Raw genomic sequence first — 13134 nt, forward strand, 5'->3', positions numbered from 1 at the left:
GCCGATCGGTGGGGGCATGCCGCTGGTGAGCCGGGGGCGGGGGGCGTCGCTCCGGCGGGGGCGCCCCACAGGGGGCACGCCGTAGTTGCGGGCGATCTCGACCGCGCGGGGATGCAGCACCGCCGCGCCGAGGCTGGCCAGCTCCAGCATCTCGTTGCAGCTCACCTCCTCCATCAACTGGGCATCGCTCACCTGGCGCGGGTCGGTGGTGAGCACTCCGGGCACATCGGTGTAGATCTCGCAGGCATCGGCCCCCAGGGCCGCGGCCAGGGCCACGGCAGAGGTGTCGGAGCCGCCCCGGCCCAGGGTGGTGATCTCGGGCGTGCCTGCACTGCCGCTGCTGGTGCCCTGGAAGCCGGCCACCACCACCACCTGGCCCTCCTCGAGCCGTTTGCGCAGCCGCTCGGTGCGCACCTCGAGGATGCGGGCGCGGCCGTGGGCCGATTCGGTCACGATGCCCACCTGCGGTCCCGTCATCGACACGGCCGGCACGCCGATGCTGTGCAGGGCCATGGCCAGCAGGGCGATCGACACCTGCTCGCCCGTGGCCAGCAGCATGTCCATCTCCCGCTGGGGGGGCTCAGGGCAGAGCGCCCGCGCCAGGGCGGTGAGTTCATCGGTGGTGTGGCCCATGGCCGAGACCACGATCACCAGGTCGTGACCCTGTTCGCGGCTGGCGGCGATCCGCTGTGCCACCGCCTGGATCCGCTCCACGCTGCCGACGGAGGTTCCCCCGAATTTCTGAACCAGCAGGGCCATTCCGATCGGCAGATGTGATGGGATGCCGCGATTATCGGGCGGTGGCCAGCAGCAGCCCATCGCGGAAGGCCTCACCGGCCTCGGCGCCCCGTTTGAGGGCGGCTTCCACCTCCAGCACCTGGGCCAGCAGGGTCAGCAGCCGGGCTGGGGTCCGCCCACGGATCTGCCGGCGCATGACGTAGATCCGCTTGGGGTTGCCGATGCCGGCGGCTTTGGCGATCACGGCCACGTCCTGCTCGCCGCGGCTTTCCAGCAAACTCACCCACAGCCAGCCCCTGACCTGGCTGGTGAGCGAGGCCACCAGCCGCAGGGCCGGCTCCCCCGCCTGCAGCAGGTCATCGACCAGGGCGATCGCCGCGCCGGCGTTTCCCTCCAGCAGGGCATCCCCCACCGCCAGGCTGGTGGTGCTGTGGCCGCCCACCAGGGCCGCCACCGCCGCCACCTGAACCGCTGCCTCGCCGCTGTAGAGCGCCAGCTTCTCCAGCTCGCTGCTCAGCCGGGCGCTGTCGCTGCCGATCGCCTCCGCCAGGGCTTCCGCTGCCCCCGCCGCCAGGGTCACCCCCAGCTCCCGCGCCGTGCGTGCCACCAGCTCCACCTGGCCGGCCCCATCCCAGGCGGAGGGCAGCTGAAAGCTCTTCTCCAGGGCCAGCTGGCGCAGCGCCTTGGTGGTGCGCAGGCGGGCATCGGGTTTGCCGCTGCTCACCAGCACCAGGTGGCAGCTCTCGGGGATCAGCTCCAGGCAGGTGTCCAGCTGGCCCGCCAGCTCGGCGGAGCAGGGACTGGTGAAAGGACTGCGCTGCAGCAGCACCAGCCGGGCACCGCTGCCGAAGGGCGGCGTGCGGGCTTCACTCAGGGCCTGGGCCGCCTGGGCGGTGTCGGAGCCATCGAGGCGGGTGAGGTTGATGCTGTGCCAGGCCGGGTCCACCTCCTTGCTGATCAACTCGTCGATCGCCCGGGTCCTGGCGGCCTCGTCGTCACCCCAGTAGAGATGGATGGGCATGGAACGGCCTGGCTTGGATCTGGATCATCCGATCTTCAGCGAGAGTGTGCGGCGCATCCGCCAGTGGCTGGGCCCCACCGATCTGGACCCGGTGCAGCAGGAGGTGCTCGAGCGCCTGGTGCACAGCAGTGGCGATCTGGCCATCGCGGCTGACCTTCGCTTCAGCGCCGAGGCCTGCGCGCTGGGCCTGGAGGCCCTGGCTGGGGGGGCCGTGATCCTCACCGACACGGCCATGGCGGCCGCGGCCGTCTCGCCGATGGCCCGGCGCACCTTCGCCAACCCGGTGCGCAGCATCCTCGAGTGGGCGCCGGCTGTGGCGCCGCCTGGCGGCACCCGCACGGCCGAGGGTATCGCGGCGGCCCTGGCGGCCTGTCCCGGGGCGGTGGTGCTGATCGGCAGCGCCCCCACCGCCCTGGAGCGGCTGCTTGATCAGCCCGGCGGAGCCAGCCTGCCGGCCCTGGTGATCGGCATGCCGGTGGGCTTCGTGGGGGTGGCGGAGAGCAAGCGGCGGCTGGCCGCCAGTGATCTGCCCCAGATCCGGCTCGAAGGCAGCAAGGGTGGTGCCGGCCTGGTGGGCGCCACCTGCAACGCCCTGCTGCGCCGGGCCTGGCTGAATCAGGCCGCGGCCTGAAGACCCACGGCCACATGGCTGTTGGCCTCGATCCGCCCCAGCACCTGGCGGGCCCGCAGCACCACCTGGGGCGGCACGCCCGCCAGCCGGGCCGCCTCGATGCCGTAGCTGCGGCTGGCGCCGCCCGGACGCACCTGATGCAGAAAGAGCAGGTGGTCGCCGGTTTCCTCCACCAGCACCTGGTAGTTGGCGACACCCGGCAGCAGCGCGGCCAGTTCGTTGAGCTCGTGGTAGTGAGTGGCGAACACTGCCCGGGCCCGCAGCCCCGCCGCCAGGTGCTCCGCCACGGCCCAGGCGATCGAGAGACCATCGAAGGTGGCGGTGCCGCGGCCGATCTCATCGAGCAGCACCAGGGAGCGGTCGGTGGCGTGGTGAAGGATGTTGGCGGTCTCGGCCATCTCCACCATGAAGGTGGACTGGCCGCTGGCCAGGTCATCGACGGCCCCCACCCGGGTGAAGATGCGGTCGGCCAGGCCGAGGCGGGCCGATCGGGCCGGAATCCAGCTGCCGATCTGCGCCATCAGCTGCAGCAACCCGTTCTGGCGCAGGTAGCAGCTCTTGCCGCTGGCGTTCGGCCCGGTGAGCACCACCAGGTCGGGGCGCCCCTGCTCCCCCAGGTGCAGATCGTTGGCGCTGAACGACTCCTCCACCAGCAGTTGCTCCACCACGGGGTGCCGTCCCGCCTCCACCTGCAGGCAGCGGCTGTGGTCCAGTTGCGGCCGGCAGTAGCCATGGCAGGCGGCCACCTCTGCCAGTGAGGCCAGGGCATCGAGGCCGGCCACGCGCCGGGCGGCCTGGCGGATCGGTCCGGCCAGCTCCCCCACCTGCTGACGCAGCTGGCTGAACAGCTCGTATTCCCGCTGGGCCGCCCGGGCCCGCAGCTGCAGGATGCGGCCCTCGCGCGCCTTGAGCTCGGGGGTGACGAAGCGCTCCTCGTTGGCCAGGGTCTGGCGCCGGATCCAGTGCTCGGGCACCCGCTCGGCCCGCGCCCGGCTCACCGAGAGGAAATAGCCGAAGCTGCGGTGGAACTGCAGCCGCAGGGTGGGGATGCCGCTGCGGCGGCGCTCCTCCTGCTCCTGGGCCGCCAGCCACTGGTCCTGATCGTCAAGCCGGTTGCGCAGCCCATCGAGGCGGCCGTCGACGCCGTCGTGGATCAGGCCCCCCTCGCTGAGGCTGAGCGGTGGTGCCTCCACCAGGGTGTGGCGCACCAGGGCCGCCAGCTGTGCCAGCTCTGGTTCGGCCTGCTGCAGGGGAGCGAACACGGCCGCGGCCGCGGACTCCAGCAGGGCGGCGAGGCGGGGCAGGCGCTCCAGCCCATCGGCGAGGGACACCAGGTCGCGGGCGGACGCGCTGCCGGCCCCGGCCCGGCCCGAGAGGCGCTCCAGATCGCCCATGGGCCGCAGCAGCCGGCGCAGGGCCAGGCGCAGGGGCCGTTGCTGCACCAGCACAGCGATGCCCTCCTGACGCCGCTCGATCGCCGCCAGGTCCATCAGGGGGGCCTCCAGCCAGCGGCGCAGCGCCCGGGCGCCCATGGCGGTCATGGTGCGATCCAGGGCCCAGAGCAGCGACCCCTGAAACTGACCATCCCGCTGGGTCTGGGTGATCTCCAGGTTGCGGCGGGTCTGGGCATCGAGCACCAGCTGATCGCCGCGCTGCTGAAGGGTGGGCCGATCCAGGGGGATGCGGCTCGCGGTGGTGGCTTCGGAGGCGGCAGCTGGGTCGTCCGTGGCCGGTTGGGTGTCATCGAGGTAGCGCACCAGACCGCCGGCGGCCCTCAGGGCCAGGGGCGCCTCGCCCAGGCCCAGACCCTCGAGGCTGGCCAGGCCGAAGCGCTCCAGCAGGGTCCGGCGCGCCTCCGGCAGGGTGAAGGGGGTGAGCGGCAGCGGCGTGCGGTGGATCGACTCCGGTGCCCAGGCCGGCTCGCCGGACTCCGCAGTGGGCCAGAGCAGCTCGGCCGGCTGCAGCTGCAGCAGGTCCTGGTGCAGCTGATCGCTGCCCTGGCGCTGCATCAGCTGGAATTCGCCGGTGCTCACATCGGCCACCGCCAGCCCCCACTGGCCCTGCTCCAGCACCACGGCCGCCAGCCAGTTGTTGCGGCGCGCCGCCAGCATTCCCTCCTCCAGCACGGTGCCGGGGGTGAGCACGCGGGTGATCCCCCGCCGGAGCAGGGCGCCCGGGGCTGGGGTGCTCTCCAGCTGGTCGCAGAGGGCCACGGCGAGGCCGCGGCGCACCAGTTCGCCGCAGTAGCGCTCGGCGGCGTGGTGGGGGATGCCGGCCATCGGCACCCGCCCGATCCGTTTACCCCCCTCCTTGCCGGTGAGGGTGAGCTCCAGCAGCCGCGACACCCGGATGGCGTCCTCGAAGAAGCACTCGTAGAAATCACCGAGGCGGTAGAGCAACACCCGCTCGGGGTGGGCCGCCTTCAGCTCCACGTAATGGCGCAGCACCGGCGGCAGGGCCTCGGGATCCACCAGGCCGTGGTGGTGCCAGGGGGGCAGCGTCTCGGCGGGATCCCCGGGCTCGGCCGACTCCACGGACGCCGCGGCCGGCTCGGGACTCTCAGCTTTGGACTCGCTTGCCCTGGCCTGGCGCTGCCGGGGGCGGGCGGCGGCCTCAGCCACCAGCTCGTCATCGCTCTCGCCAGTGGGGCCGTCAGCGGCGGCTGTCCGGGCGGCGCCCATCGGGGCGGGGTTGGCCTCCAGGCCCAGGGCAGCCACCCGCGAGAGCTGTTCTTCCGGCGGCGCGGCCACGGCGTGCACAGGGGCTGGCGCGATCGTAGGAGGGCCGGGTGGTCAGCGACCCGGGCGCCGCCCACAACTTGTGAAGGATGGCCAGCCCGGGCCGGGGAATTCCGGAGGCCCCATGGGAGAATCCAGCCACTGCCTGCCCCGGCCCGTGTGCCAGGGACCGCGCACCCCGCCCTCCCAACCATGCAGATCCTCAACACCCTCACCGTTCTGGCCCTGGTGGTGATGTCGTTTGCCCTTGTGGTAGCGGTCCCCGTGCTCTACGCCAGCACCGACGAGTCCGGCCGCTCCAACCGGCTGATCCTGTTGGGCGGAGCGGCCTGGGTGGCCCTGGTGCTGCTCAACTGGGGCATGAGCTACTTCGTGGCCTGAGTCCATTGACCGTTTTTGAAGGCCGCTTCACCGACATCAGCGGCTTGCGCATCGGCATCGTGGTCGGTCGTTTCAACGATCTGGTCACCGCCAAGCTGCTCAGTGCCTGCCTTGATGCCCTCTCCCGCCACGGCATCGACACCAGCTCCAGCAGCGAGCAGCTGGACCTGGCCTGGGTACCCGGCAGTTTTGAGATTCCCCTGGTGGCCCAGCGACTGGCGGCCTCCGGCCGTTACCAGGTGCTGATCACTTTGGGCGCCGTGATCAAGGGCGACACCCCCCACTTCGACTACGTCTGCGCCGAGGTGAGCAAGGGTGTGGCGGCTGTGTCGCGCAGCACCGGAGTGCCGGTGATCTTCGGTGTGCTCACCACGGACACCATGCAGCAGGCCCTGGAGCGTGCCGGCATCAAGAGCAACCTGGGCTGGAGCTATGCCCTGCAGGCCCTGGAGATGGGCAGCCTGATGGCGGTGCTGCCGGGGTGAGCTCCAGGGCGCGGACGCCTGAGTCTCAGGTGAGAAAGCTGGCCAGATCTGCGGGCAGGAGGTCGGGCCTGGCTCTGGCCGCCGCCCAGCGGCAGCGCAGCCAGGCCAGCAGACGGTGGATCAGCCAGCGGCCCACCGCCAGCAGTCGTGGGCCGCGATCGGGCCAGTGGAGCCGGAAGAGCTGTTCCACGGCCACCACACTCAAGGCCCGTTGGGATGACAACGAGGCCCCATGCAGGCGGTAGGCCATCAGGGGCTTGGCCAGCCGGCCGTAGCGGGGTGGCGGCACGGCGGCGAACAACCGCAGCCAGAGGCCGTAATCTTCGTGCCGCTCCGCTCGAAAGACCTCCTCCAGCACCAGGGAGCGACGGATCAGCACAGTCGAGAGGGGAATGGTGTTGCCGCGAAAGAGGGACTGTGCGCAGACAGCCGCCGGGGGGCGCCGGACCTCACGGATCCGCATGGTCTGGTCGTCGTAGCGGTAGTAGCCGGTCACCGAGAGGTCGAGGTCGGCACCGTTGTGCAGCGCGAGCTGCAGCTCCAGCTTGGCCGGATGCCAGAGATCGTCCGCATCGAGAAAGGCCACCAGGGGAGCGCGGGCGGCGGCGATGCCGCGATTGCGGGCCAGCCACGGGCCGGGGAAATGATCACGTTGCGGCACCGACAGCAGCCGGAACCGCGGATCCGCGGCGACCAGGCCAGCCGCAACCCGACGGGCCTGGGCTGCTGAGCCATCGTCCACCAGCAGGCATTCCCAGTCCGGCAGGCTCTGGGCTTGCAGGGACCGGCAGGCCTGGACCAGCATCGATCCCTGATCACGGAAAGGCACCACGACGGACACCTGCGGCACGCCGCCGGTGTGCGGCTCAGGCTCAGGTTCTCTCGTTGCCATTCAATCGGAAACCGGGCAGGAAGGATTCCGACAGCATCGCAACACGCAGATCAGGCAGTCGAGCAGAAGCCCTTTCGATCCCGGCTTGCGTTCACTCAGGGCATCTCTATCGACCTTGGCAGCACCGCTTCCCTTCGCTCGCTTCGATGCTCCCAGAGCTGCTGCTGTCGCCGCACCAGCGCCCGGCGCTGCGGCTCGTTGTTCAGCAGGGCTTCGATCCTGATCGCCAGCTCGGCAGGGGAGGCATGGCGCCAGTCGAGCTCCGGACTTCCGATCCACAGGGGCCATTCCCCCAGCACCGGCACACAGCACCCCTGCCACAGGGCTTCGGCCTGGGCGAAGCCGAAGGACTCGTAATCCGCGGGAAGAAAGAGAATCCTGCTCCGGCGCAACTGCCTCCGCACCTCTTCATCGGTGGCGTTCACACGTACCTCCAGCAGCGGGGGGATAGGACCTTCCGGAGGGCACGGCACCAGGGCCAGGCTTCGGCCCCCGATCCGCTCGGCCAGATCGAGGAACTTTGGCCAGCCCTTCTGGGCAACCGGTCGGCCCAGGAAAACCAGGGCGTAGGGCGGGGGGGGCTCCCGCCCCGGAACCCGCGGCGGGAGGGGCTCACAGCGGAACGGAAGGCTGATCACGGAACAGCGCACCGTGGCGAGCTCCTTGCGCTCGGCCCACGAAAGGACACAGACCTCGACCCCGAGGAACTGCAGTCGCCGCAGGGCCAGCTTCGCCAGCCAGGCCCGCAGGCGATGACGCACGAACCGGGGTGGATGGAAGCAGGGGATCCAGACCACCGGCCGAGCGGGGTTGCTCAGCCGGCTCCAGAGCACGAGGCCGTAGGCCCATGGGCTGCTGCACCCAAGCACGAGCAGGCCGCGCAGGCTGTCTTGGTCCCGCTCACCGGCAAGCACCGTGCGCGAGCGGATTCCCCGCGCCTGCAGCTCACTCTCGAGCAGTTGGCGCAGTCGCTTCACTCCGCCGATGTGGCTGAACCCATCCCGGTCGCCGACAAGGCCCAGCAGCTGGCCTGGCTGGCTGGGTTCAGGCGAGCAGGCCATCCAGGGTGCGGCAGGCGGGCAGGTAGTCATCCAGCGGAGGCCGGGCCGTAGGTGCCAACTGCTGGATCCGGCTCAGGAAGCGAGGCGTTTCGTCGGTTCCGAAGGCCTCCTTCAGCCGGGCGATGGTCGACGCGCTGACACGCCGGCGTGCATGCATCAGGCTGATGATGGCCTGCAGAGCCTCCTTGCCGTCGTAGCCGCTGATGATCCTGTAGTCGTCGGGTTGAGCGTGGCGCAGAATCTCGGGAATCGAGGTCGATCCCGTCGTGATTACGGGGCAGCCCTGGGCCATGGCCTCAAGGACCGGGTAGCCGAAACCTTCAAGAAGGGAAGGAAAGAAGAGCATCTCTGCGCCATGGAGCAGGCAGGTGAGTTCCTCTGATGTCAGGTTGAGCCGATGGACGCCAAAACAGAAGTGCCGCGAGTAGAGATTGATGTCGTCACGGCTCGGTTCTTCTCCCGAGGTCATGACAATACCGAGAGGAATCGGGGGCTGATCTGGCTTGCGTTGCTCTAGAGCAGAGGTTAGCAGGCTGACATTTTTATAGTTTGTGCGATTTCCGACGATGGCGAGGTAGGGGAACAGGAGTGAATTCCGGCTGCGGAAGTCCCTGGCCTTGGAAGGATCGATCGTCTTGAATTCTCTGGCTTCGATCGGTGGATAGAATACATTATCTCGAGCGGAGTCAATATTTGGATAGAAGATCGAAGCGTAAAGGGCCGTCGATTCGGAGATGGCCAACGTGCATGACAGCGACTTCATGTAGAGGGCTTTGGCCGCCCAGGAGTGATGGGTATGGATGACGTTGAGATGCTCTGGGATAAAGTCGTAGGCCATGCCGATGTTGGCGACACCATAGGCCAGGGTGTAATAAGAACTGATGAAGACGGTGGCTTCCAGTTCGCGGCAAAGACGGCCGAGATGTTCGAAGTCGGAGAGCGCGCAGCGGTAGTCGAAGAAGGAGATTGGCAGTTTGTGGATGTGCTTGTATTCCATGTCCCGCAGCGACCTGGACTCGCCTCGAATCAGTAGGAAGACCCGGATGTTCTGTTGCGGGTCCTGATCCAGGCGGCGGTCGATGCCGGCAAGAAGATTGCGCCAGTACTTGGCGATTCCGGACCATTCGTTGATCTGGAAGAAAATGGCGTCAATGACGATCGTGGTCATGGATTGCCGATTGCGGACAGGGCCGCGTAAAGCTGCAGATGCTCTGAATCGGTTTCCTGCAGGTGTCGTTCGGCGAACTCAGGCGAAACAGAATTGTCGATCTCCTGCATGAGCGCTCTGTAGTGGATGCGGGAGCAGGTGTGGTGCTCGGAAACCCCGACCGTGTTGGGCTTGGTGGAGATACCCTCTGGGTTATTGAAATAGAGACTCAGAGGAAGGGCGGCGATCTCAAACGCATCTTCGTGAGCACGGCTGACACGATACCAGAAATCGGCATCGCCAGCGGACCGATAGGCTTCATCAAACAACCCGCAATCGCCTCCGGCGTGCAGTCTTGTGCGCCACATGGGGCTGCTGTGGGGAAGGTTCCGATAGACGATTGTTCGTTTGTTCGTAACCGGCAGAAGAGTGCTGTTGCCTTCGTTGAGTTCGTAGAGCCTTCTAATATCATCGAAGGGATGGAAAAAGTAGAGATAGTCGGTAACAGATACCTGTCGGCTACTAAAGGTCTCCAGCAGATCGGCCTGAACCTCAAGGCAGAGGGGATGACGCCGATCATCGACGTTGAAATTCGTCAGGTAAGAAACACTCTCCCCAACGGCCTTGACTCCAGTGTTCCAGGCGTCGTAGATGCCGCATCCAGGCTTGTCGATGAAGATGGAATCGTGGAAGTTGCTGGCTTCGAGCACCTCCAGGATCTGCTGCCGACAGGTGTCTGACATGCCGGCATTGATGAAGATCGGAACGAGCCTCTGAGGCCTTTCCAGCAGCAGCAGATTCTTCAGGAAGCCTTCGATATGTGGCTCAGGCCGGAAGCAGGAAATCAGGATGCCAATGCGGCCTTGCCCGTCCTCTGGCGTGTGGGGACGATGGGAAGCCTGCCTGCGAATGGCCGCCAGGCTGTTCAGCAACTGCCGGCTCTCCGTGGTGACCCGATCGAAGTAACTCCCGGCTGCGGCGGATGGTCCACAGTGGCTGGGTCCATCCGGGTGCTCCTTGGCGGCGATATATCGGAAGGAGAGGCCTTCGAATAGGCCGGCCACATCGGCTGAGGGCGCCAGCGTCACGCCGTGGGAGCGGGCCTTGCGGGCAACCACAAGCTGGAAGTGGGGAAAGACTTCCTTGATCTTCTGGGTGAAGGCGCGCAGGCTGTTGCTGGCCTGGGTTTTGAGGAAGAAGGCGAGCTGGCTGGCGATCGGCAGCTGGATGGCACCCCAGACGGAGGGGGACTCCTGCTGCCTGCGCTGCTCGCGCAGACAGTGGGCCTCCGTGATCAGGCAGATCTTGTAGCCCAGGATCGGATGCCCTGCTTTGAGCAGCAGGTTGTGGCAGTTGCGGGCAATCCTTTGACCATTGACCCTGCTGGATCGCAGGGCTGTTTTTGCGATCAGGTTGTTGTACAGACTTCGAGCTTGTGTTTGCGGCAGCGCGAGGATCCTCCGGACAACGCGAACTCCCTTCTGTTTGATCCGGCTGGCCGTCCGCCTCATCATCCGCCGCACCGCCTGTCAGGGTGAGCGGCCGGAGCGATCATGACCCGTGTCATGCCTTTACCGCGGCGATGGCCTGGGGGTTGGTGGGGGGATTCTCCATCGAGCCGACCACATCAAACCCCTCGCGGCGCAGGGTTGCTTCCTTGGCAGCTTCCAGTACATCAGCCGCCACCATCTCCGCCACCAGTTCCTCCAGGGTGGTGGTGGGAGTCCAGCCAAGCCGCTGCTGCGCCCGGGTGGGATCTCCCAGCAGAGTCTCGACTTCGGCGGGCCGGAAGTAGCGGGGATCGATCCTTACCACGATCTGGCCGGTATCGGCGCGGGCCCCCGTTTCCTCCAGGCCGTCACCACTCCATTCGATGCCACCCCAGCCGAGCTGGTCGGCGGCGAGCTCGATGAAGCGGCGCACGCTCTCCTGGCGGCCCGTGGCGATCACGAAATCCTCCGGTTGCTCCTGCTGCAACATGCGCCACTGCATCTCCACATAGTCGCGGGCGTGTCCCCAGTCACGGAGTGAATCCAGGTTTCCCATGAACAGGGCCTGGTCCAGACCCGCATCGATGCGCGCCAGGCCACGGGTGATCTTACGGGTCACAAAGGTTTCACCTCGTCGAGGACTCTCGTGGTTGAAGAGGATACCGTTGCAGGCATACATTCCATAGGATTCGCGGTAGTTGACCGTGATCCAATAGGCATAAAGTTTTGCCACCCCATAGGGGCTTCTCGGATAAAATGGAGTGCTCTCCTTCTGCGGAATCTCCTGCACCAGTCCGTAGAGTTCGCTGGTGGACGCTTGGTAGATTCGGGTCTTGTCGGTGAGGCCGAGAATCCTTACAGCCTCAAGAATCCGGAGCGTGCCGAGGGCATCGCTGTTGGCCGTGTATTCCGGAGTCTCGAAGCTCACCGCCACGTGGCTCTGAGCGCCGAGATTGTAGATTTCATCCGGACGCACCTGCTGAATGATCCGAATCAGATTGGTGGAGTCGGTGAGGTCTCCGTAATGGAGGACAAGGCGCGGGTCCCGTTCGTGGGGGTCCTGATAGAGGTGATCGATGCGATCGGTGTTGAAGCTGCTGGCCCGCCGCTTGATGCCATGAACCACGTAGCCCTTTTCCAGCAGCAGCTCGGCCAGATAGCTGCCGTCCTGCCCCGTGATGCCAGTGATCAGAGCCGTTTTGGTGGTCATGCCAGGGGTCCGGGGAACCGCGATCCGCGAGTGTCAGTTTAATCCATGGGCACCGCCGGGTCGATCGTGACGGCTCCAGCAGGTCGGCCAACGGCCGTGGCCAGGGACAACTGCAGCAGCGGGCAAGTTTCAGAACAGTTCTCCCGCATACATCTTGTCAACGATCTGATCAATGGTGGTATGGGCTTTCCAGCCCAGCTGCAGCTCGATTTTGCTCGGATTCATGGCTGAGTAGTCGAGATCGTTGGGCCTGAGCATCGCCGTGTCCAGCTCCAAGTGATCGGCGCTCCTCAGACCTGCTGCGACGAAAGCCCGCTCGACGAAGTCTCTCAGCGAGGTGGTCCGCCCGGAGGCGATCAGAAAATCGTCCGGCTGATCGGATTGAAGCATCAGATGCATGGCCTGGGTGTATTCCGGAGCCCAGCCCCAGTCACGCCAGATCTCCAGGTTGCCGAGGGTGATCTTCTCCGCCTCGCCCGCCTTGATCTTCCTCACGCCCTGGATGATCTTCTGGGTCACGAATCGAGTGGGGCGCAGTGGCGATTCGTGGTTGGCCAGGATTCCGGTGCAGGCATGCATCCCGTAGGCTTTCCGGTAGTTGGCCACCTGCCAGTAGGCGGTAGCCTTGGCAACGGCGTAGGGGCTTTGGGGGTGAAGCGCTGTCGTCTCGTTGGCCGGCTCCTCCCTGGTGTCTCCGAAGCACTCCGAACTGCCGGCGCTGAACAGGCGGGCCGGAATCTGTAGATACCGGATCACCTCCAGCAGGTTCAAGGTGCCGCCGGCAATGGATTCCATACATTCCACGGGCTGCTCGAACGAGAGGCCGACGCTGGTCTGGCCGGCCAGGTTGTAGACCTCATCAGGTGCCACGTCCGAGACCACCTTCAGCACGCTGCGGAAATCGTTGGGGGCCAGCGAGGCCACGCTGATCGAATCCTGGATCCCCAGCCGCACGAGGCGGCTGCTGTTGCTGGTCTGGGCGTCGCGGCTGGTGCCCACGACCCGGTAGCCCAGCGCCAGCAGATGGTGGGCCAGGTAGGCACCATCCTGGCCGGTCACTCCTACGATCAGGGCCGTCCTGGCCATCGGCGTTGCCTCGCGCGTGGGTCAGTCTTGCCTACGGAGCTGGGATTGGGCTGGGGGGGCACTGTGGGGCCTGCAGCTGCTTGGCGTTGACCGGCGGCAGGTTGGTGGTGCATAGTGATCGAACGGCAGCCAAGCCGGCTGCGGGTGTAGCTCAGTGGTAGAGCGTCACCTTGCCAAGGTGAATGTCGCGCGTTCGAATCGCGTCACCCGCTTTTTAGTTTTGAGCCGCTTGCGCTCGTTTCGTGTGGCCAGGG

General features: G+C 66.7%; 12 protein-coding genes and 1 tRNA gene. 4 read left to right on the forward strand and 9 right to left on the reverse strand.

Annotation, left to right across the window (positions count from 1 at the left end; all coding sequences use genetic code 11):
• Together KBY78_RS01680 and holA are read right to left on the reverse strand one after the other, a co-directional pair.
• A partial coding sequence (locus KBY78_RS01680) for an aspartate kinase (RefSeq protein WP_255142063.1) occupies window positions 1-759 on the reverse strand: 759 nt, incomplete at its 3' end.
• Between the two features lie 31 nt (window positions 760-790).
• Complete coding sequence (gene holA / locus KBY78_RS01685) at window positions 791-1759, reverse strand: DNA polymerase III subunit delta (protein ID WP_255142064.1); 969 nt, start codon at window positions 1757-1759, stop codon at window positions 791-793.
• Here holA and KBY78_RS01690 point away from each other — a divergent pair.
• Window positions 1752-2390, forward strand: coding sequence for a precorrin-8X methylmutase (locus KBY78_RS01690; RefSeq protein WP_255142065.1), 639 nt, complete (start codon window positions 1752-1754; stop codon window positions 2388-2390). The two genes, holA and KBY78_RS01690, sit on opposite strands and share 8 nt — an antisense overlap.
• Here the strand turns inward: KBY78_RS01690 and mutS are convergent.
• The gene (gene mutS / locus KBY78_RS01695; RefSeq protein WP_255142088.1) at window positions 2375-5071 is read right to left on the reverse strand and encodes a DNA mismatch repair protein MutS; all 2697 of its coding nucleotides are present in this window, start codon (window positions 5069-5071) and stop codon (window positions 2375-2377) included. The genes KBY78_RS01690 and mutS overlap by 16 nt on opposite strands.
• Window positions 5072-5320: 249 nt before the next feature.
• Between mutS and psbZ the strand changes: the two genes are divergently transcribed.
• Together psbZ and ribH are read left to right on the forward strand one after the other, a co-directional pair.
• Window positions 5321-5509, forward strand: coding sequence for a photosystem II reaction center protein PsbZ (gene psbZ / locus KBY78_RS01700; RefSeq protein WP_255142066.1), 189 nt, complete (start codon window positions 5321-5323; stop codon window positions 5507-5509).
• Window positions 5510-5514: 5 nt separating this feature from the next.
• Window positions 5515-5994, forward strand: coding sequence for a 6,7-dimethyl-8-ribityllumazine synthase (gene ribH / locus KBY78_RS01705; protein ID WP_255142067.1), 480 nt, complete (start codon window positions 5515-5517; stop codon window positions 5992-5994).
• 25 nt (window positions 5995-6019) lie between these two features.
• Here the strand turns inward: ribH and KBY78_RS01710 are convergent, their stop codons facing one another.
• The 6 genes from KBY78_RS01710 to KBY78_RS01735 form a co-directional block, all read right to left on the reverse strand.
• Window positions 6020-6886 carry a glycosyltransferase family 2 protein gene (locus KBY78_RS01710; protein WP_255142068.1) on the reverse strand — a complete coding sequence of 289 codons (867 nt, stop codon included), beginning with the start codon at window positions 6884-6886 and terminating at the stop codon, window positions 6020-6022.
• Window positions 6887-6981: 95 nt separating this feature from the next.
• The gene (locus KBY78_RS01715) at window positions 6982-7947 is read right to left on the reverse strand and encodes a hypothetical protein (RefSeq protein WP_255142069.1); all 966 of its coding nucleotides are present in this window, start codon (window positions 7945-7947) and stop codon (window positions 6982-6984) included.
• Entirely contained in the window at window positions 7931-9115 is a 1185-nt protein-coding gene (locus KBY78_RS01720) for a glycosyltransferase (RefSeq protein WP_255142070.1), read from the reverse strand. The genes KBY78_RS01715 and KBY78_RS01720 overlap by 17 nt, the downstream gene beginning before the upstream one ends.
• Entirely contained in the window at window positions 9112-10617 is a 1506-nt protein-coding gene (locus tag KBY78_RS01725; RefSeq protein ID WP_255142071.1) for a hypothetical protein, read from the reverse strand. Before KBY78_RS01725 ends, KBY78_RS01720 begins: the two co-directional genes overlap by 4 nt.
• A gap of 40 nt (window positions 10618-10657) precedes the next feature.
• Window positions 10658-11794: a GDP-mannose 4,6-dehydratase gene (gene gmd / locus KBY78_RS01730; protein WP_255142072.1), complete on the reverse strand. Its 1137-nt coding sequence runs from the start codon at window positions 11792-11794 to the stop codon at window positions 10658-10660.
• A 129-nt stretch (window positions 11795-11923) separates the two neighbouring features.
• Window positions 11924-12880 (reverse strand): GDP-mannose 4,6-dehydratase, encoded by a 957-nt coding sequence (locus KBY78_RS01735; RefSeq protein WP_255142074.1) that lies wholly within the window; start codon window positions 12878-12880, stop codon window positions 11924-11926.
• Window positions 12881-13020: 140 nt separating this feature from the next.
• Between KBY78_RS01735 and KBY78_RS01740 the strand changes: the two genes are divergently transcribed.
• A tRNA-Gly gene (locus KBY78_RS01740) sits at window positions 13021-13092 on the forward strand.
• Window positions 13093-13134: the final 42 nt, after the last annotated feature.

Origin of the sequence: Synechococcus sp. EJ6-Ellesmere, assembly GCF_024345875.1 — a bacterium.
In the GTDB taxonomy this organism is placed as follows: domain Bacteria; phylum Cyanobacteriota; class Cyanobacteriia; order PCC-6307; family Cyanobiaceae; genus Regnicoccus_A; species Regnicoccus_A antarcticus.

What these genes read in the sequence shown, in the direction of transcription:
- KBY78_RS01720 (WP_255142070.1), bottom strand. Translation starts at nt 9,115, where the DNA reads ATGACCACGATCGTCATTGACGCCATTTTCTTCCAGATCAACGAATGG.
- KBY78_RS01710 (WP_255142068.1), bottom strand. Translation starts at nt 6,886, where the DNA reads ATGGCAACGAGAGAACCTGAGCCTGAGCCGCACACCGGCGGCGTGCCG.
- gmd (WP_255142072.1), bottom strand. Translation starts at nt 11,794, where the DNA reads ATGACCACCAAAACGGCTCTGATCACTGGCATCACGGGGCAGGACGGC.
- holA (WP_255142064.1), bottom strand. Translation starts at nt 1,759, where the DNA reads ATGCCCATCCATCTCTACTGGGGTGACGACGAGGCCGCCAGGACCCGG.
- KBY78_RS01715 (WP_255142069.1), bottom strand. Translation starts at nt 7,947, where the DNA reads ATGGCCTGCTCGCCTGAACCCAGCCAGCCAGGCCAGCTGCTGGGCCTT.
- KBY78_RS01690 (WP_255142065.1), top strand. Translation starts at nt 1,752, where the DNA reads ATGGGCATGGAACGGCCTGGCTTGGATCTGGATCATCCGATCTTCAGC.
- KBY78_RS01735 (WP_255142074.1), bottom strand. Translation starts at nt 12,880, where the DNA reads ATGGCCAGGACGGCCCTGATCGTAGGAGTGACCGGCCAGGATGGTGCC.
- mutS (WP_255142088.1), bottom strand. Translation starts at nt 5,071, where the DNA reads ATGGGCGCCGCCCGGACAGCCGCCGCTGACGGCCCCACTGGCGAGAGC.
- psbZ (WP_255142066.1), top strand. Translation starts at nt 5,321, where the DNA reads ATGCAGATCCTCAACACCCTCACCGTTCTGGCCCTGGTGGTGATGTCG.